Below are 18,499 nucleotides of genomic sequence, written 5' to 3' on the forward strand. Positions count from 1 at the left end.
TATGGGCAATTTAAAAACAAAAGAATTAAACAATATAGGCTACACTGATGACCGGCTTAAAAGCATGGTCATTACCACTGTAGCCAAACATTTTAAGCATCAGCATAAAACGGATACGCTTGCATTATTAGCAGATGTGAAAAACAATCCGTTGAACTACACCGGCGACATCGCCCTGCAAAAAATAGCAGATGCATTGATGAATGCAGATGTAAAACCGGCTGTAACCTTATTTGAACTAAAGCCGGAAGCATCTCCCTTAAAAATTTATGGTGAGGACGAAATAGAAGAAGCCGCAAAAAAACAAATGAGGCTGGCGCTATCACTTCCGGTAAGTTTGCAAGGCGCTTTAATGCCCGACGCGCATAGCGGGTACGGCTTGCCTATTGGCGGCGTTTTGGCTACCCGCAACTCGGTGATCCCCTACGCTGTTGGTATGGATATTGGCTGCCGCATGGCACTAAGTATTATTGATGCCGATGAAAAGTTCATTAAACGCTACGAACATCAAATAAAACAAGCTATAGGCAAATGGACGCATTTTGGCATGGAAGGCCGCTTGGGCGTAACACAACATCACGAGATTTTGGATAACGCGATGTTTCATGAAACACCACTGCTTAAAAAACTGCATGGTAAAGCCGTTCAACAATTAGGTACATCGGGAGGGGGGAATCATTTTGTGGAGTTTGGGTTGATAACCTTAAATGAAGATAACGCGTTGGAGCTGCCTGCTAAAAGCTACCTGGCTTTGCTCACACATTCCGGTAGCCGTGGATTAGGGGCCGGCATAGCCAAACATTATACGCAAATAGCCATGAACACCTGCAAGCTGCCACGTGAAGCACAGCCGCTGGCCTGGTTAAACCTGGATACAGAAGCAGGCCAGGAATACTGGCTAAATATGACCCTTGCCGGCGATTATGCCAAAGCTTGTCATGATCGTATCCACGCCAACCTGCTAAAGACATTGGGATTAAAAGCTTTACACAAGGTAGAAAACCACCACAATTTTGCCTGGAAGAATAAGCTTGCTGATGGCATCCAAGCTATTATTCATCGTAAAGGGGCCACGCCTGCAAATATAAATGAGTTGGGTATTATCCCCGGTAGTATGGCAACGCCTGCTTACCTGGTAATAGGCAAAGGCAACGCCGAAGCCTTAAACTCGGCATCGCATGGGGCAGGTCGGGCCATGAGCAGGCAGGATGCTAAAAGCAGTATTACAAAATCGGCCATGAAAAAAATGTTGGTTGATGCGGGTGTTACACTGATAGACGGAAGTATTGAAGAAAATCCGCTGGCTTATAAGAACATTGAAACAGTAATGAACGCGCAGGCCGACCTGGTGACTATTCAGGGAGAATTTTGGCCGCGCATTGTACGCATGAATAAAGAATAACCAAATGAAAAAAGTAATTATACAAATAACCGCGGGCAAAGGTCCGCAGGAATGTTGCAGGGTGGTAGCCAAGGTACAGCAGCTAATGTTGAAACAGGCTACGGCTTTAAATATCGATCTATCCGTCATCGAAGAAAAAAAGGGAAGTATTGGCGGTACTTTGTTATCTGCTACCCTGTTATTACAAGGCGATAACATAGATAGTTTTATTACCGAATGGAACGGCACCATATTATGGATAGCGCAAAGCCCTTATCGTAAATTTCACAAACGCAAAAACTGGTTTATAGGTGTTGGTATTTTTGATGTGGATGCTAAAGTTGCCTTTAATCCCAATGATGTAAAATTTGAAACTACAAGGGCCTCAGGCCCGGGCGGCCAAAATATAAATAAGGTGGAAACCGCTGTGCGTGGTACACACCTGCCTACCGGTTTGCAGGTAATGGCCATGGATAGCCGGTCGCAGTTGCAAAATAAAAAACTTTGCCTGCAACGGCTGGAGGCAAAGGTAATGGCGTTGCAAACGCAGGCGCAAATAGCCCGGTTAGAAAGCCAATGGCTTGCCCATCATTCGCTGGTGCGGGGTAATGCTGTAAAGGTAATTGAGCAGGCTTTGTAAGCTCAGCTATGGTAAGGGGCTATCTTATGCCGAAATATGATTATCCCTTACCATTTTTTCCAAAGCGGAAATCCAGGTGGGGGAATCATTCAAACTTTCAACCAACTGTACCCGTTCGCCGCCTAAGGCTTTAAATTCATCACCGTATTCGGTGGTTACTTCGTATACGGTTTCCAGGCAATCGGCAACAAAAGCAGGGCAAAATACCAGCAGGCTTTTTTTGCCTTCTTTGGCCAGGTTGGCTACCACTTCGCTTGTATAAGGCTGCACCCATGGATCATTACCCAGGCGCGATTGAAAGCAAATAGTATATTTTTCTTTGGGAATATTTAGTTTTTCGGCAATCAGTTTGGCAGTATGGTGCGATTGGGCCGAGTAGCAAAACTTATTGGCATCGGTAAGGGTTTCGCAGCAGTTGCTCACCTTAAGGCAATGCTTTTGGGTATGATCGGCTTTGATAAGCTGGCGTTGCGGTAAACCATGGAAGCTAAACAATACATGATCAAACTTGGCAGGATCATATTTGGCACCGTTTTCGGCAAAGGTGGCAATCATCAGCTCGTTATCATGAAATGAGTTAACGAAAGATATGGTTGGCTTTGTAGGCCAGTCCATCAACAATTCCATCACCTTATCATAAACAGAACCTGTACTTGCCGACGCGTATTGCGGGAACAAAGCAATCACCTGTATATCATCAACCAAAGCATCTTTCAGCCTGTTTAGTGCCGATTGGATAGTTGGATTTTGGTAACGCATAGCCAGCTCAACAATGTACTCATCGCCAAGGCGTTGTTGCAAAGCATCCTGCTGTAAAATACTGTAATGCATTAATGGCGAGCCAGTTGTGTCGCTCCAGATTTTTTGATATAATTTGGCTGATTTTGGTGCCCTGAAAGGGACAATCAACCCGCGTACCAGCAAGGTACGCAATACGGGGTTAACATCAATAACCCGCGGGTCCATCAAAAACTCATTCAGATAAGTACGTACATCGGCTGTTGAAGCGCTGTTTGGTGTACCTAAGTTTACTAATAAAACACCTTTTTTACCCATAACTATTTAGCGTGCAAAATTAAAATAATTTTACCCCTAAGCGGGTATCAAAGAAATAATTTACAAATAAATGGGGAATAGTATCAAGTAGTAAGTATCAAGTAGTAAGATAGCTTCAATGGTGCCTCTACTGCTATTGGACAAGGTGCTTTTTATCTTGATACTTGCTACTAACTACTTGATACTTAAAAAAGGAGTTTATTCTTCAAAGGCATTTCAAACATCAGTTTTTCGAGGTAGCGGGAACGCAGGGCATCTTTTAATGCTTGCGCGTGTTTCTCATGATGCATGTCGCTTGATATAAAATCAATCATCTCGTTATCTACCAGCATTTCGGCCTGTCTTTTTACATCGCCACCATAATAGCCGGTTAAGGATATAGTATTTAGTTGCAGGCTACAGCCCCAGTTCTGGATGTTTTTATATTGGTCCAGATCCATGTATGGGTACCTTTCCGGGTGAGCTAATATAGGTTTATAGCCCATATCATTCATCTTTTGCAAAACCGGGATAACGTTTGGTGGTTTATTGATAAACGAAAACTCAAACAATACATAATTATCGCCCATGGTCATCAATCGGCCTTCGTTTACACGAGCCTCAAATGTTTCATCAAAATAATGCTCGGCGGCGGTTTCAACTGGGATATCTATATTTTCCTTAACCAGTTCGGCTTTCAGCAGTTCGAGCGACGCGGCGATGGTTTCGGGGGTGTTTCTATAAAAATCAATCATTACGTGCGGCGTAGCGATGATTTTTTTTATCCCCAGGTCCATCATCTTCCGAATCAGTATCACCGAATCCTGCGGCGTTTTTGCACCGTCATCAATGCCCGGCAAAACATGTGAGTGCATATCAACCATGATAGATTCATAATTGAAGGTGATCTCTTTTCTGATCTGCTTTTTTTTAAATAACCCAAACATAGTTAACGGTTGTTGTACTGCCCCTTGTAATATTGCTGGTAACTTCCCGATGTTACGTTAGTCAACCATTCTTCATTTGCAAGGTACCAATCTACAGTTTTTTCCAAACCTTCCTCAAATGTAATTGATGGCACCCAACCCAATTCGTTTTTAAGTTTGGTAGCATCAATAGCATAACGCAAATCGTGCCCGGCCCTATCAGTTACATAAGTGATCAACCTGGCCGATTCGCCTACTTCCCTGCCCAATTTTTTATCCAATATAGTACATAACAGGTTAATGAGGTCGATGTTTTTCCATTCATTATGGCCACCTATATTATAGGTTTGCCCGGCCTTGGCGTTATGGAATATTACGTCAATAGCACGCGCGTGATCTTCCACCCAAAGCCAGTCGCGAATGTTTTCGCCTTTGCCGTATACAGGTACAGGTTTGTTTTGCTTAATGTTGTGTATTGCCAGCGGAATAAGCTTTTCAGGAAAGTGAAACGAACCGTAGTTGTTTGAGCAATTAGAAATTACAGCATCCATGCCGTACGTATCCTGGTAGGCCCGCACAAAATGATCTGAGCTTGCTTTTGATGCCGAGTAAGGCGAATGCGGATCATAAGCGGTTTCTTCGGTAAACATCCCATCCTCGCCCAAAGTACCATAAACCTCATCGGTTGATACATGATAAAAACGGGTTTGATCATAACGGCCTTTCCAGCTTTGGCGGGCGGCGTTAAGCAGGTTTACCGTGCCTACAACATTGGTCATCACAAACTCCAACGGACTGCTGATTGACCTATCCACATGCGACTCAGCCGCGAGGTGGATCACCGCGTCGGGCTTTTCGTTATCAAATAAGCTGTTTATAAATTCAAGGTCAACAATATCGCCTTTTATAAACCTGTAGTTGGGTTCATTTTCAATATCCCTTAAATTTTCGAGATTGCCTGCATAGGTTAACTTATCCAGGTTAATGATATTATAATTTGGATACGTTTTTACAAAACGGCGCACCACGTGCGATCCTATAAAACCAGCCCCACCTGTAATGATGATCTTTTGCATTTGCTGAGTATTAATTTATAAAGGATTTTGAGCTATATATTTTTCCCATTCCCAGGCCGATGCCATCATGGTTTCTAAACCAAGCTGGGTTTTCCAGCCCAGTTTATTGGTTGATTTGGTTACATCGCCCCAAACTTTTTCAACGTCACCCGCGCGGCGAGGCCCAATCTGGTAGTTAACTTTTACGCCTGTAGCTTTTTCAAACGCGTGAATAACCTCTAATACGGTACTGCCTTCGCCCGTACCCAAGTTAAACACATCGTAACCGGTATAATCTTCCCTTTCGGCTAATTTTAAGGCGGCTACGTGTGCTTTGGCCAAATCAACTACGTGAATATAGTCACGTACGCAGCTGCCATCGCGGGTATCATAGTCATCACCAAAAACGGTTATCTTTTCGCGTTTGCCAATAGCCGTTTGCGTGATAAAGGGAACCAGGTTTTGTGGTACACCTATTGGCAATTCGCCAATAAGGGCAGTTTCATGCGCGCCAACCGGGTTAAAATATCTTAATGATACCACTTTATAGCTGCTGGTACCAGATGCTATCATATCCTTCAAAATCTCTTCGGCAATTTGCTTGGTATTGCCATAAGGTGATTGGGCAGGTTGCACCGGGGCCGCCTCGGTTACAGGTAATTGCTCTGGCTGACCGTAAACGGTACAGCTTGATGAAAATACAAAGTTTAGGGGTTTGCTATAGTATGCCTCCAGCAAATTAATGAGCGAATAAAAGTTATTGCGGTAGTACTTCAATGGCTTGGCAACAGATTCGCCAACTGCTTTAAATGCCGCGAAATGAATAATACCCTGCAAATCGGGCTCGGCAACGGCCAGGGCTTTTACGCCGGCCTCATCGCACAAATCAAGCTTGTGAAACACTGGTTTGTAGCCAATTATCTTGGCCAGCTGATCTAAAATTTTAGGATCGGAATTTGAAAGATCGTCAACAATAACAGGTTCATAACCTGCATTTACTAATTCAACAACGGTATGGGAGCCAATAAAACCCAGGCCGCCTGTTACTAATATTTTCATTTTAAGCAGTGTTTATTAGGTTATAAAGGTAAGCAAATTGGTGAATTTACTACCCTTTGTTTTATAACAAAACAACCATCTTTGCACAAAGCACAAGATGGTTGCCCTAATTGCCATGCCATTTTAAAGCAGGGAATGGCAATCATTTTTAATCCCTCTATTTATTATAGTAAGTAAAATCCTTATGATTGATCTCCTTTTCGGGTAATGATTTAAAGTACTCGTAAGTAATTTTTAAACCTTCGCTTCTCGATATTTTAGGCTCCCAACCCAATATGGCTTTGGCTTTGGTAATATCCGGGCGGCGTTGTTTAGGATCATCGGTAGGTAGCGGCAAACTAATCATTTCCTGATCTGTACCGGTTAGCTTGATGATCTCCTCACCAAACTGGCGAATGGTGATTTCATCTGGATTACCAATATTTACCGGCTGGGCATAATCACTATGCAGCAAACGATAAATACCCTCAACCAAATCGTCTACATAACAAAACGAACGGGTCTGTGAACCATCGCCAAACATGGTTAACGGTTCGCCCCTTAGTGCCTGGCCAATAAATGCTGGCAATACGCGGCCATCATTAAGGCGCATACGCGGGCCATATGTGTTAAAAATGCGCACAATACGGGTTTCTAAACCGTGGAAGGTATGGTATGCCATGGTAATAGCCTCCTGGAAACGCTTAGCTTCGTCATAAACACCACGCGGACCAACCGGATTAACGTTGCCCCAGTATTCTTCTGGCTGTGGGTTTATGTTAGGGTCGCCGTATACTTCTGAAGTAGAAGCGATAAGCATCCTGGCACCTTTTGAGCGGGCCAAACCAAGCAGGTTATGTGTACCCAACGAGCCTACTTTTAAGGTTTGGATAGGGATTTTTAAATAATCAATAGGACTGGCCGGCGATGCGAAGTGCAGTATATAGTCCAACTGACCCGGAACAAACACAAACGTAGAAACATCGTGATTATAAAATTCAAAGTTCTCCAGTTTAAACAGGTGCTCAATATTCCGCAGGTCGCCGGTAATAAGGTTATCCATGCCAATAACATGATATCCCTCTTTAATAAACCTGTCGCAAAGGTGCGAACCCAAAAAGCCGGCTGCCCCGGTTATTAATACTCTTTTACGGTTTTCCATCAATTATTTATTTAAATCCAATAGTAGTCTGATATTTAAAATCGGTAATAGTTCTTCAGCTAATTTCTCAAGTATGTATAAGAATCTTATACCCGTTTTTCTGATTATCGTCATCAGTTAATTTGCAGGCAGCTGCATAACACAGGGTGCAAACGATCAAGTAATTAATTATTGTTATTACTTTTAACCCCGGCTAAGATAACCAACATAAATAAAAATGATGTTATTATATACGATAGGCATACGGTTATATTTTGTTGTCATTTATGTGGCTTCGCTGTTTAATCAAAAAGCAAGCCAATGGATAAACGGACGAAAAAATCAACAGTTTATACGTATAAATAACTGTATTTGGTTTCATTTTGCTTCCTTAGGCGAGTTTGAACAGGGCCGCCCTATCCTGGAAGCACTCAGAACCCGGCATCCGGATAAAAAAATAGTGGTTAGCTTCTTTTCCCCATCGGGATATGAGGTGCGCAAAAATACCCCACTTGCCGATTTTGTGTATTATTTGCCTTTAGATACCGCAAAAAATGCCACACAATTTATAGATGCCATACAACCAGAAATGGCAGTGTTTACCAAGTACGAGTACTGGTATCATTTTTTTAATCAGCTCCATAAACGCAGGGTTCCTCTTTATATAGTATCGGGTATTTTCAGACCCAAACAAATCTTTTTTAAGTGGTACGGTGGTCTGCACCGTAAAATATTAAGCTTTGTAACGTATTTCTTTTTGCAGGATGAAGCATCAAAGCAGTTATTACAAAGCATAGGCGTTACCAACACGGCTGTAAGCGGCGATACCAGGTTTGACAGGGTATGGGCCAACGCACAGCATCCAAAAGAAATCCCCGGCATTGCCCAATTTAAAAACGACCAAAAATTATTTATAGCCGGCAGCACCTGGCCGCAAGACGAAGCACTGTTGGCTACCCTCCCTGCGTTATATCCCGATTGGAAATTCATCTTCGCCCCTCACGAAATTGGCGAAGAAAAAGTCAATAACCTGGTAAATTTGTTGCCCTCAATAACAACAGCCAGATACTCAGAGTTAATTCAAAATTCAAAATTCAAAATTCAAAACCAGGATGCTACCACTCATCACTCACCACTCACTACTTTAATAATTGATAACATCGGCATGCTTTCATCGCTTTACGCCTATGCCGATATAGCTTACATAGGCGGTGGTTTTGGAGTTGGCATACATAATACACTGGAGGCCGCGGCTTTTGGATTGCCGGTTATATTTGGCCCCAATTATCAAAAATTTAACGAGGCAAAACAGCTTATAACTTTAAGGGCCGGCTTTAGTATAAGTGATGTAAATGAGCTAAAAGGTATTGTTGAAACGCTGATTGGTGACGAAGCTTTTTACAGCGTTACCAGTAAAAAGGCGGCGGAGTTTGTACGTGAGCATATTGGGGCTACCGAGGCGATTTTAGGACAGATAGATAGTTAACGCACAAGATACGATACGACATATTCAGCGGGTATAAACAAATATAAAACTTACGCCGATGACAGGTAGCTCCTACGGAGCACAGGCGCATATCTGTTTTACTGTGCTACAAACGGGTAGCCGCTACGCGGCAAGCTGCTTGTATAAATTAATGGCTGTATGCCGCATAGCGGCTACCTGTTTGTAGAAAAACACGCCTTCCCTACGCGATGCCGCATAGCGGCTACCTGTGTAGTCATAAAGGCTGTGGCCTGTTCCCGTTTATTATGCATACCAACACCTCAAAATATTTTTTCTTATTATTGCCCCAATGGGTTTTTTACAACTGCCCGGCCTGGGCAAAGTGCATTTTCATGAGTATGGTACAGGAACAAAGCCGATATTGGCTTTTCACGGATATGGCATGTTGGGTAACCAGTTTAGGGTATTGGAGCAGTCGTTATTACCCCGATATCATTTTTACGGGTTTGATCACTTTTTTCATGGCCAAAGCAACCTGGAAGGCTGGACGGATAAACAAATCCGGATTGGGATGGTTAAAGATCAGGTACGCCTTTATTTGCAGGAATGGTTTAAGGTTTATGGCGAGCAGCGCATTTCAATCATAGGCTATTCCATTGGTGCAAACCTGGCCCTTATATTAGTAGAAGAGTACGCCCATTTAATTGACGATTTGATATTAATGGCTCCCGATGGCCTTGCCGTACATAAAGGGTTTTATTTTTTAAGGCATCACCCTATAGGCAAATTTATTTTTAGGTGGGCCACCAAAAGTAAATGGCTGGCACCTTTTTTATTAAAAAGCGTAAAGGCAGTTGGGGTAATTGATGAGGCGCTTTACACCATAGCCTATAACGAAATTGACACCCCCAAAAAACGCCTGGATAGTTATTATACCATGAACCTGATACGCCTGCTAAAACCCGATGTGGTAAAAATAGCGGGACTTATTAATCAGTATAAAATTAAATGTTTGCTGATATTTGGTAAAGATGATCACCTGTATCCTAAAAAGGCGGCGATGCCTTTTGTAAAAATGCTGGATAATGCCGAGGTACATGAAGTAAAAATGGGCCATTGGCTGGTTACCAAAGCGCTGGATGAATATTTAATAAGTTAATTTATGCTACCCACCCGCAAAACCGATTTTTGGAGTGCCCTGTTTTTACGCCTTATAAAAAGGCGGGCAAGCCGTAGTTTTAAAAAGGTAGATATATTGCCCTTTGAAGCCAAACCCGGTCATTCGGTTTTGATGCTATGCAACCATTTTAGCTGGTGGGAAACCATTTTAACCAACATGAGCGCTGCCGATAGCCTCAAACGCCGCTGGCATGGCATGATGCAGCAGGAACAGGCAGAAAAACATTGGTATTTAAGGTACATCGGGCTTTTTTCTATCAAAAAAGGATCACGGGAGTTATTGGCTTCACTTAGTTATGCGGCACAGTTATTAAATGATCCGCTTAATATGGTGGTGGTTTGTCCGCAGGGCGAAATTCGTTCCAATCACGAAACGTATATCACCGTTGAAAAAGGGGTTCAAAAATTAATTGAGCAAATTAAAGCGCCATGCCAGGTGGTTTATCATTGTATATTGATAGATTATTTTGAAAGCTTTAAACCCAGCGCCTACATACACCAGTTTGATTGCGGCATTGCCGGCGAATGCACTTTTGAAGAGTTAAAGCAACGGGTTAATGATTTTCATCAACAGGCGCTACAAAGCCAGATTAATATGAAACATTAACATACCTTGTTTATTCAAGAAGCTTGATTTATTTGGTAGAGACGCAACATTTTGCGTCTCCAGCTGTACAGAGTAGCTTTGTGAGCTAAATCCATTTGATTTGCACGCGGGAGATGCAAAATATTGCGTCTCTACATAAAATTAACGTTTATCGCTTCATGGTCTACAATCAAAGCAACTACTTCATCAACCGCGTTATTTACTACTACATTAAATGGATAGTAGGGTGGCAGTTTCATGAAGTGCTGTTTAATGATATTGAAATTGATAAAAGCCGTTCGTTATTGCTGATAGCTAATCACTTTAGTTTTTGGGATGCGCTGATACTTCATACCGTAAACGAAAGGCTGTTAAAAAAGAAATTTCATGTAATGGTTGATGAAAAAACGGTGCATATGCTTAAATATTTGAAATATGCCGGCGCGTTTTCGGTAAACAAAAAATCAAGGGATATCATTGAATCGATAGATCACGCGGCGGCTTTGCTGGATGTTCCAGGGAACCTGGTGCTCATCTTTCCGCAGGGAAAATTGTTTTCAAATTATGTAGATGATGTTAAGTTTGATAAGGGTGTGTTAAGGATAATGCAAAAAGCGCCTAAAAAGTTCCAATTGGTTTTTGCTTCCACATTTATTCAGTACTTTAAACATAAAAAGAGCACGGCAACCGTTTATTTAAAAAGTGATGAAGGTAATTATACCAACATAACGGCTTTAAAAGAGGCCTACCAGCAACATTACAGCAGTTCAAAACTGCTACAAACCGAATTTGACATATAAAGTGACAGCAGTTATATTAATCACCCTTTTTTTCATCATCCTGCGTTTTACGGTAACCCTGTTCAACTTTATATCCGATCCTAAACTACGCCGGGTAAGTAAACATTATACCGATAAAGTTTCTATCCTTATCCCCGCCCGTAACGAGGCCGATAATATCATCGGCCTGCTAAATTCTATTCATCAGCAGGACTACCCGCATTATGAAGTAATTGTTTTAGACGATGGCTCAACGGATAATACCTATAACATTTGCGAAGCTTTTGCTTCAAAACATCCTCAATTTAAAATTATTAAAGGCGATGAACTGCCCGCCGGCTGGATAGGTAAAAACTATGCCTGCCACCAATTGGCCCAGCAAGCTACCGGTACCTACCTGCTTTTTTTAGATGCCGATGAGCTGATACAACCCGGATTGATCAATAGCGCCGTTCACCGCATGCAGGTAAATAACCTGGGGTTACTAAGTTTATTTACCAACCAGGATATGCCTACCCTGGGCGAAAAATTAGTGGTGCCTTTAATGCATTACATTTTACTTAACCTACTGCCATTAAAACTGGTTTCTATTGTAAAGAACCCATCTGTAGCTGCGGCCAGCGGGCAGTTTATGTTGTTTGATGCCGATACTTACCGGCAGGAACAATGGCACCGGGCAGTAAAAGATAAAGTGGTGGAGGATGTGGAAATTATGCGGCTGATAAAAACAAAGGGATACAACGGCGAGGCTTTATTAGCCAACGGCCTCATTAACTGCCGCATGTATAAAAACTATAACGAGGCTGTAAATGGTTTTAGCAAAAACTTTTTGGCGGCCTTTAACTACAGCGTAATTGGTTTTTTAATTTACCTAACCTTGCTTATTATTTTCCCGCTGGTACTCATCATCACGTTGAATTTGCCGCTCATTTCGTTTGCATTCGGTCTTATTATTCTTACCCGTATCATGATTTCACTGTCATCCGGGCAAAACGCGCTTTATAATGTGATGCTTCACCCCTTGCAAATGGCAAACCTGCTCATTATCGCGGTTTTATCCATTCAAAAACACCTAACCGGGACTACCGTATGGAAAGGGCGCCGAATTTGAGCAAGCCCTTATTAACACCCGATGCCGAACGGCAACGTAACGCCACTTTTGTAATTGTGCTTTTTCACCTGGTAGGCCTCATGGGCTTTATCGTTTTAGCATTCTCGGTACTGTTTTTAAAAATTGTGCCCTGGCATTTATTGCTCATGACGGGTATAATTATTTATAACCACAAACAGCCCCACTTAAAATTGATGCTATTCGCCCTAATCATTTTTACATTAGGTTTTTGTTCCGAATATATTGGCGTACACACCGGCTATCTTTTTGGCAATTATACCTATGGCCAAACGCTTGGCAAAAAACTATTGGATATCCCTTTACTCATAGGCATCAACTGGTTCCTGCTTATTTATTCAACCGGGGTACTGATGCAGCGCAGCCGGATAAAAAACATTTTTTTAAGAGTTATATCAGGCGCTTTGCTATTGGTCTTGCTCGATTTTTTTATAGAACCTATAGCCATCCATTTTGACTACTGGCATTGGGTAAATAACAACATCCCCCTAAAAAACTACCTGTGCTGGTTTTTAATAAGCGGAGGCATGCTTATCATTTTTGAAAAGTTTAAATTCGAGAAGCAGAACAAAGCACCGGTTGCGTTACTTATGATGCAGTTTTTGTTTTTTATGGTGCTTGGGCTGATATATTGATAGATGTGTATCTTTGCATTATGGGAGCGTACAATTTAAAGGTTACTATCGATCAGGATTCAGGGTTTTGCTTTGGGGTAGTTTATGCCATTGACATGGCCGAAGAAATCCTGGCGCAGGATGGCTACCTGTATTGCCTTGGCGATATTGTACACAATGATGAGGAAGTAGAGCGTTTAAAAGCCCAAGGCCTGCGTATTATTGAACACGCCGAGCTGAAAGATCTGCACAACGAAAAGGTGCTGATCCGCGCGCATGGGGAAGCTCCTGACACCTACCGCACCGCTTTAGAAAACAACATTACCCTTATTGATGCATCGTGCCCGGTAGTATTGAAACTGCAAAACCGCATCAAAACATCGTTCGATCAAAACGAGAAGATATTGATTTTTGGCAAACACGGCCATGCCGAAGTGGTAGGCTTACAAGGCCAAACCAATAATGAGGCTTTGGTATTCCAGGATATTGCCGAACTGGACAACATGGAACTGCCGCAAAACATTACGCTGTACAGCCAGACCACCAAAAGCATGGAAAAGTTTTACAACGTAAAAGACGAACTGATTGCCCGCGGCTACAACCTGAAAGCTAACGATACCATCTGCCGCCAGGTATCTAACCGGGATAAGGATTTGCCTAAGTTTGCTACCCGCTTTGATAAAATTGTGTTTGTATCGGGCAAAAAATCATCAAACGGGAAGGTGTTGTTTGAGGTTTGCCGCAAGCACAATCCCAATACCTATTTCATTTCCTCAACCGACGAACTGGAATTATCCATGTTTTCGCCAAATGATACCGTGGGTATAGCCGGCGCAACATCAACCCCGTTATGGCTGATGCAGCAGGTAAAAGAAGCTATAGAAAATTTATAGCAGCACGCTTTTTGCTGTTACTCAAATCACATGCAAAAAAGCCCGCCAAACATCGGTTTACTCATCGCGCTCATAGTAATTGGCAGTTGGGTTACCAGCATTGCTTTATTGATGCAATGGAATTTTAGCTTTACCAATCCCCTGGTTTATTTATGCATATTGGTTCAAATGCACCTGTACACGGGCCTATTCATCACCGCGCACGATGCCATGCATGGCACCATATCGCCCAATAAGAACATTAATAACTTTACAGGCTACCTCTGCACTTTTTTATACGCATCGTTTTGGTACCCGCAATTATATACCAAACACCATTTGCACCACAGCCACGTACATACGGCCGAAGATCCCGATTATCATGAGGGCGGTTTCTGGGCCTGGTATGTAAGGTTTATCCGTAACTACCTTTCCTTATGGCAAATTGTGGTGATGGCAGCGCTCTTCAATATTTTAAAATTGTGGATACCGCAGCAAAACCTGTTGCTGTTTTGGGTAGTACCATCGCTGCTGAGTACGTTGCAACTATTTTACTTCGGCACTTACCAGCCACACAAAGGCGAGCATGACAATCAATACTTCGCCCGTAGTCAGCCCAAAAACCACGTGCTGGCATTTTTTAGCTGCTACTTTTTTGGGTATCATTACGAGCATCACCATTCGCCGGGCACACCGTGGTGGATGTTGTGGAAGAGGTAGACGCGGGGCATTTAAATAGGGCAAAGGCGGACTCTTATGCCATTTCCCAACGAGGTAAAAGAGTTAGTCATTCGGAATTGCAAAATCTGCGTAGGGGTGGATAGAGTGGTTTTATCAATTTTAGCCCCGCCTCGCTACTTCAATATCGGGTTTTACTATAAGCACCTACTCCACCACCCACGCCCCAATCCCATATTCTCCCAAACTCACGCTCATTTTGCCGTCACTTACCGCAGGCATATCCATTCCAATAAAAACACCAATTTTCTTTCCCGCCAAACCGTGGACATTTACTTTAGCTACCTGGCCTTTATCTGATAAATTAATCACCACTACCACCGCCTTATTTCCATCCCTGCGGATAAATGAAAACACCTGGCTGTTATCATTATCCAGGGTTTTATAAGTGCCATTGGTGATGGCCGAATTGGACCTGCGCAGGCGAATCATCGCCTTGTAATAATTAAACAGTGAGTTGGGGGCTTTTCGTTCCTCTTCTAAGGAGATGCCATCATTTGGTTTATCGTCATTAAACTGATCTTTGTGTTCGCCTTTTTGTTTGTACCAGTACGCCATGCCTTTGCCTTGTGCGACGGCATACCAGTCAAAGGCCTGGCGTTCCCGAATTTCATTGGCATCGGTTGGGCCAAAGTTTTGGGATGCGCCGGTCATGCCCAGTTCCTGCCCGTAATAAATAGCGGGTGTGCCGCCCATAAGCAGGTTAAGCGCGCAGCCTATTTTAAGCTTGCGGATATCGCCGCCTACGGCCGAGCTGTACCGGGTGATATCATGGTTTTCAATAAACACAATTTGTTGTTTACCCGGCGGATTCATGGCCAGGGTCGAATCGGCATTGGCCATGAACAGATCTTTCCTGAACAAGCGGATGGCGTAGGCCAGCCGGATGCCAAAAACCCGATCTACGCCGCCTTTATCCAGATAATCCAGGCCCAGGCTAAGCCAGTTGGCCTGCTCGGCAATGATTTTTATTTTGGGGTTTATGGCGCGCAGCTTTGCAAACAGCGGGTTCCAAAAGGTATCAAATAAATGTGGCAGGCTGCCTTTGTTATCCAGGTTATCCGTCATATGGTCAATCCTGAAGCCATCTACACCATCGTTAAATTTACCATCGTGGTTTGGATCGAGCCAGTAGCTAAACAGTTTAGTGTTATAGGCCTTTGATTTTTCGCTGTTTAAATTGGCGGTGGTAATTTTATGAATGATACCATCATAACCTTTTAATTCGGTTAGACCCGCTACAATGGTTGATGGCCTTTTATTTTCGTGATCGTCCCAAAGAATATAGTCAGAGTATTCGGATTTTGGGTTGCCGTAAGCCTCCTTCCACCATTTTGAGTCTTCGGTAACATACTGGGTTTCCATATCCATATAAAATTTCATTCCCCGTTTGTGCAGCTCTTTAATCAGCATTAAATAATCATGCAGAGTGCCGTATTTAGGGTCGATCTTTTCAAAATCGATAGCGAAATAATTATGGTAATAAATAGATTCATAAAGCGGCGTACACAATATGGAGGTTACACCCAGTTCCTGCAGGTAATCTAATTTTTGGCGGATGCCGTTCAGGTCGCCATGCCCATCGCCATTGCTATCAAAAAAACTGCGCTGAAAAATATGGTAGATGATCTCGTCGCCGGTCGCTTTATTTTGACGCGGTTTTGCCTCAATCGCGGTAAACGCGATGCAACACAAGCATGCCATTGAAATAAGTTTGCTAAATTTCATGAAGTTATAATTGGTACCCAAAACAACATAAAGCAACACTAATATACAATGAATAAATGTGGTTTAATATGGCTCATTTTGCCCGGATATTATTGCGTGTATAGTCCTGATAGTGCAACAGGTGGCATGAACAGGGATAATATAAACCACTAACTGGACAATTTTGCTTAGCTTTAATTTTTGTTGTAACCCTATTTTTATCCCTTACTAACAGGTAGTTTTTATTCCGCAGATCTCTTATCTGCCGGCATTTAAACCTGCCATTAAACCCCAAAAAATAACAGACAGTATGGCTATTACGTGCAACGCCGCCATTGCCCACGGTGACGGAAGCTTTTCGATACAAATGATAGAGGTGCAAGACCCGCAGGCCGATGAGATACTGGTAAAAGTAATGGCCGCCGGCCTTTGCCATACCGATCATGATTCGCTTAACTGGGGCAAACCACTCATTTTAGGGCATGAAGGTGCCGGTATTATTGAAAAACTTGGGGCCGAAGTAACAGGCTTTAGCATTGGCGATAGCGTGATCCTAAACTGGGCCATGCATTGTGGCAAATGCTTTCAATGTTTGGAGGGCAACGAGCACCTGTGCGAGGTGGCATCGCCGGTGGCAGCAGGTGGTAACGGCTACACACCCGGGCATGCGGCTTTATTGGGTACTACTTATAACGGCGAACCTATTTTGCGCTCATTCAATATTGGTACCATTGCAGAGTATACGCTGGTAAAAGCTTCGGCGGTGGTCAAAAACAATTCGCCAGCAATGTCATTCCCCGCCGCCAGTATCATTAGTTGCGGGGTAATGACGGGTTATGGCTCGGTGGTGAATGCCGCTAAGGTAAAACCAGGCTCATCGGTAGTAGTACTGGGTACAGGCGGCGTAGGGCTGAATGTTATCCAAGGCGCGAAAATCGCTAACGCGGGAATGATCATCGCTATAGATATTAACCAGAATCGGTTGGATATGGCCGTAAAATTTGGCGCTACCCATACCATTTTGGCCCACCGTAATGACATCGGCCTTTTAAATGCCGCCCAACAGGTAAAAACCATGACCCAAAACCGTGGTGCCGACTATGCCTTTGAGTGTACCGCCATACCCGAATTAGGCGCCGCGCCATTGGCCATGGTACGTAATGCCGGTACAGCGGTACAGGTAAGCGGCATTGAACAGGATATAACTATTGATATGCGCCTGTTTGAGTGGGATAAAATTTACATTAACCCGCTATATGGCAAATGCCGCCCACAAATAGATTTCCCGCAAATTGTACATCATTACGAAAGCGGGAACCTGCTATTGGAAGAAATGATTACCCGCACCTATACAATAGACGACCTTGATAAGGCTTTTGACGATATGCTTAAAGGCAGAAACGCCAAAGGAGTTATTGTTTTTCACCAGCAAGATGCCATTTAAAACCATCGAAATATCAAATCCACGGTTTGAAAGTAATAACCTGCGTTTTATTACTGTAAATACCCCCAACCTTAATGGTCGGGGCGATATTTGTGTTTACGTTCCACCGGGCACGATGCAGGCAGATACCTTGCCCATTGTAATATTACTGCATGGTGTTTATGGCAGTGCCTGGAGCTGGAGCCATAGCGCAGGCGTGCATTTAACGGCCAATGAGCTAATAACCAACGGCGAATTACCGCCCATGATCATCGCCATGCCATCCGACGGGCTTTGGGGCGACGGATCTGGCTATTTACCGCATAGCGGTTATAATTTTGAAAAATGGATTGCCGAAGATGTACCGATGGCAATACGGGAAAACATAGCGGGTGCAAAAGAGGATTCGCCCTTGTTTATCTCGGGCTTATCTATGGGCGGTTTTGGTGCTTTACGCATAGGGGCCAAATACGGGTACCTGTTTAAGGCTGTATCGGGGATGTCATCAATCACCAGCTTACCGCAGATGAAGCATTTTACCAACGAGTCCTTAACCCTTTATACACAGATGAATGCTATTGACGAGGATGTATTTGAAACCTTTAAGCATTATGTAAACCAGCTGCCGCCGCTGCGGTTTGACTGCGGCCGGGACGACCTGTTGATAGCCTATAATCGCGACCTGCACCAAAAAATGCTGACCGCCGGGATACCACATATTTACGAAGAATACAGCGGCGGGCACGAGTGGCCTTACTGGGCAAAACACGTAATAACCACCCTTAGATTTTTTGCCGGTTATCTTTAAA

General features: G+C 43.2%; 18 protein-coding genes. 12 read left to right on the forward strand and 6 right to left on the reverse strand.

What is annotated here, in order from left to right:
- Position 1: 1 nt before the first annotated feature.
- Together QWZ17_RS01510 and prfH are read left to right on the forward strand one after the other, a co-directional pair.
- Positions 2-1,402 (forward strand): RtcB family protein, encoded by a 1,401-nt coding sequence (locus QWZ17_RS01510; RefSeq protein WP_290303083.1) that lies wholly within the window; start codon positions 2-4, stop codon positions 1,400-1,402.
- A 4-nt stretch (positions 1,403-1,406) separates the two neighbouring features.
- The gene (gene prfH, locus QWZ17_RS01515) at positions 1,407-2,021 is read left to right on the forward strand and encodes a peptide chain release factor H (RefSeq protein WP_290303084.1); all 615 of its coding nucleotides are present in this window, start codon (positions 1,407-1,409) and stop codon (positions 2,019-2,021) included.
- Between the two features lie 24 nt (positions 2,022-2,045).
- Here prfH and hemH read toward each other — a convergent pair whose 3' ends face one another.
- The 5 genes from hemH to QWZ17_RS01540 form a co-directional block, all read right to left on the reverse strand.
- Positions 2,046-3,077: a ferrochelatase gene (gene hemH / locus QWZ17_RS01520; RefSeq protein ID WP_290303085.1), complete on the reverse strand. Its 1,032-nt coding sequence runs from the start codon at positions 3,075-3,077 to the stop codon at positions 2,046-2,048.
- A 185-nt stretch (positions 3,078-3,262) separates the two neighbouring features.
- Positions 3,263-4,003: a tyrosine-protein phosphatase gene (locus tag QWZ17_RS01525; RefSeq protein WP_290303087.1), complete on the reverse strand. Its 741-nt coding sequence runs from the start codon at positions 4,001-4,003 to the stop codon at positions 3,263-3,265.
- Positions 4,004-4,005: 2 nt separating this feature from the next.
- Positions 4,006-5,058, reverse strand: a complete 1,053-nt coding sequence (gene rfbB / locus QWZ17_RS01530; protein ID WP_290303089.1) for a dTDP-glucose 4,6-dehydratase — start codon at positions 5,056-5,058, stop codon at positions 4,006-4,008.
- A gap of 15 nt (positions 5,059-5,073) precedes the next feature.
- Entirely contained in the window at positions 5,074-6,096 is a 1,023-nt protein-coding gene (gene galE / locus QWZ17_RS01535; RefSeq protein WP_290303090.1) for a UDP-glucose 4-epimerase GalE, read from the reverse strand.
- A 157-nt stretch (positions 6,097-6,253) separates the two neighbouring features.
- Positions 6,254-7,237, reverse strand: a complete 984-nt coding sequence (locus QWZ17_RS01540; protein ID WP_290303092.1) for a UDP-glucuronic acid decarboxylase family protein — start codon at positions 7,235-7,237, stop codon at positions 6,254-6,256.
- Positions 7,238-7,454: 217 nt separating this feature from the next.
- Between QWZ17_RS01540 and QWZ17_RS01545 the strand changes: the two genes are divergently transcribed.
- The 8 genes from QWZ17_RS01545 to QWZ17_RS01580 all read left to right on the forward strand — a co-directional run bounded on the left by QWZ17_RS01545 (position 7,455) and on the right by QWZ17_RS01580 (position 14,542).
- On the forward strand, positions 7,455-8,702 hold the full coding sequence (locus QWZ17_RS01545) for a 3-deoxy-D-manno-octulosonic acid transferase (RefSeq protein WP_290303093.1): 1,248 nt from the start codon (positions 7,455-7,457) through the stop codon (positions 8,700-8,702).
- Between the two features lie 310 nt (positions 8,703-9,012).
- Complete coding sequence (locus tag QWZ17_RS01550; protein ID WP_290303094.1) at positions 9,013-9,822, forward strand: alpha/beta fold hydrolase; 810 nt, start codon at positions 9,013-9,015, stop codon at positions 9,820-9,822.
- 3 nt (positions 9,823-9,825) lie between these two features.
- Positions 9,826-10,449: a lysophospholipid acyltransferase family protein gene (locus tag QWZ17_RS01555; RefSeq protein WP_290303095.1), complete on the forward strand. Its 624-nt coding sequence runs from the start codon at positions 9,826-9,828 to the stop codon at positions 10,447-10,449.
- A 158-nt stretch (positions 10,450-10,607) separates the two neighbouring features.
- Entirely contained in the window at positions 10,608-11,228 is a 621-nt protein-coding gene (locus QWZ17_RS01560; RefSeq protein ID WP_290303096.1) for a 1-acyl-sn-glycerol-3-phosphate acyltransferase, read from the forward strand.
- A 1-nt stretch (position 11,229) separates the two neighbouring features.
- Positions 11,230-12,318, forward strand: coding sequence for a glycosyltransferase family 2 protein (locus QWZ17_RS01565; protein ID WP_290303097.1), 1,089 nt, complete (start codon positions 11,230-11,232; stop codon positions 12,316-12,318).
- Positions 12,297-12,971, forward strand: coding sequence for a carotenoid biosynthesis protein (locus QWZ17_RS01570; RefSeq protein WP_290303098.1), 675 nt, complete (start codon positions 12,297-12,299; stop codon positions 12,969-12,971). The genes QWZ17_RS01565 and QWZ17_RS01570 overlap by 22 nt, the downstream gene beginning before the upstream one ends.
- Before the next feature lie 20 nt (positions 12,972-12,991).
- Entirely contained in the window at positions 12,992-13,843 is an 852-nt protein-coding gene (locus QWZ17_RS01575; RefSeq protein WP_290303099.1) for a 4-hydroxy-3-methylbut-2-enyl diphosphate reductase, read from the forward strand.
- Between the two features lie 30 nt (positions 13,844-13,873).
- On the forward strand, positions 13,874-14,542 hold the full coding sequence (locus QWZ17_RS01580) for a fatty acid desaturase (protein ID WP_290303100.1): 669 nt from the start codon (positions 13,874-13,876) through the stop codon (positions 14,540-14,542).
- Between the two features lie 165 nt (positions 14,543-14,707).
- Here QWZ17_RS01580 and QWZ17_RS01585 read toward each other — a convergent pair whose 3' ends face one another.
- Positions 14,708-16,288 carry an alpha-amylase family glycosyl hydrolase gene (locus QWZ17_RS01585; RefSeq protein WP_290303102.1) on the reverse strand — a complete coding sequence of 527 codons (1,581 nt, stop codon included), beginning with the start codon at positions 16,286-16,288 and terminating at the stop codon, positions 14,708-14,710.
- Between the two features lie 289 nt (positions 16,289-16,577).
- Here QWZ17_RS01585 and QWZ17_RS01590 point away from each other — a divergent pair, with 289 nt between their 5' ends.
- Together QWZ17_RS01590 and QWZ17_RS01595 are read left to right on the forward strand one after the other, a co-directional pair.
- Positions 16,578-17,711: an alcohol dehydrogenase catalytic domain-containing protein gene (locus tag QWZ17_RS01590; RefSeq protein WP_290303104.1), complete on the forward strand. Its 1,134-nt coding sequence runs from the start codon at positions 16,578-16,580 to the stop codon at positions 17,709-17,711.
- Entirely contained in the window at positions 17,701-18,498 is a 798-nt protein-coding gene (locus QWZ17_RS01595; RefSeq protein ID WP_290303105.1) for an alpha/beta hydrolase, read from the forward strand. The genes QWZ17_RS01590 and QWZ17_RS01595 overlap by 11 nt, the downstream gene beginning before the upstream one ends.
- Position 18,499: the final 1 nt, after the last annotated feature.

Origin of the sequence: Mucilaginibacter flavus (assembly GCF_030409315.1) — a bacterium.
Taxonomy (GTDB): Bacteria; Bacteroidota; Bacteroidia; order Sphingobacteriales; family Sphingobacteriaceae; genus Mucilaginibacter; species Mucilaginibacter flavus.

What these genes read in the sequence shown, in the direction of transcription:
- QWZ17_RS01585 (WP_290303102.1), bottom strand. Translation starts at nt 16,288, where the DNA reads ATGAAATTTAGCAAACTTATTTCAATGGCATGCTTGTGTTGCATCGCG.
- QWZ17_RS01570 (WP_290303098.1), top strand. Translation starts at nt 12,297, where the DNA reads ATGGAAAGGGCGCCGAATTTGAGCAAGCCCTTATTAACACCCGATGCC.
- rfbB (WP_290303089.1), bottom strand. Translation starts at nt 5,058, where the DNA reads ATGCAAAAGATCATCATTACAGGTGGGGCTGGTTTTATAGGATCGCAC.
- QWZ17_RS01590 (WP_290303104.1), top strand. Translation starts at nt 16,578, where the DNA reads ATGGCTATTACGTGCAACGCCGCCATTGCCCACGGTGACGGAAGCTTT.
- hemH (WP_290303085.1), bottom strand. Translation starts at nt 3,077, where the DNA reads ATGGGTAAAAAAGGTGTTTTATTAGTAAACTTAGGTACACCAAACAGC.
- prfH (WP_290303084.1), top strand. Translation starts at nt 1,407, where the DNA reads ATGAAAAAAGTAATTATACAAATAACCGCGGGCAAAGGTCCGCAGGAA.
- galE (WP_290303090.1), bottom strand. Translation starts at nt 6,096, where the DNA reads ATGAAAATATTAGTAACAGGCGGCCTGGGTTTTATTGGCTCCCATACC.
- QWZ17_RS01555 (WP_290303095.1), top strand. Translation starts at nt 9,826, where the DNA reads ATGCTACCCACCCGCAAAACCGATTTTTGGAGTGCCCTGTTTTTACGC.
- QWZ17_RS01575 (WP_290303099.1), top strand. Translation starts at nt 12,992, where the DNA reads ATGGGAGCGTACAATTTAAAGGTTACTATCGATCAGGATTCAGGGTTT.
- QWZ17_RS01560 (WP_290303096.1), top strand. Translation starts at nt 10,608, where the DNA reads ATGGTCTACAATCAAAGCAACTACTTCATCAACCGCGTTATTTACTAC.
- QWZ17_RS01550 (WP_290303094.1), top strand. Translation starts at nt 9,013, where the DNA reads ATGGGTTTTTTACAACTGCCCGGCCTGGGCAAAGTGCATTTTCATGAG.
- QWZ17_RS01525 (WP_290303087.1), bottom strand. Translation starts at nt 4,003, where the DNA reads ATGTTTGGGTTATTTAAAAAAAAGCAGATCAGAAAAGAGATCACCTTC.
- QWZ17_RS01595 (WP_290303105.1), top strand. Translation starts at nt 17,701, where the DNA reads ATGCCATTTAAAACCATCGAAATATCAAATCCACGGTTTGAAAGTAAT.
- QWZ17_RS01540 (WP_290303092.1), bottom strand. Translation starts at nt 7,237, where the DNA reads ATGGAAAACCGTAAAAGAGTATTAATAACCGGGGCAGCCGGCTTTTTG.
- QWZ17_RS01580 (WP_290303100.1), top strand. Translation starts at nt 13,874, where the DNA reads ATGCAAAAAAGCCCGCCAAACATCGGTTTACTCATCGCGCTCATAGTA.
- QWZ17_RS01510 (WP_290303083.1), top strand. Translation starts at nt 2, where the DNA reads ATGGGCAATTTAAAAACAAAAGAATTAAACAATATAGGCTACACTGAT.
- QWZ17_RS01545 (WP_290303093.1), top strand. Translation starts at nt 7,455, where the DNA reads ATGATGTTATTATATACGATAGGCATACGGTTATATTTTGTTGTCATT.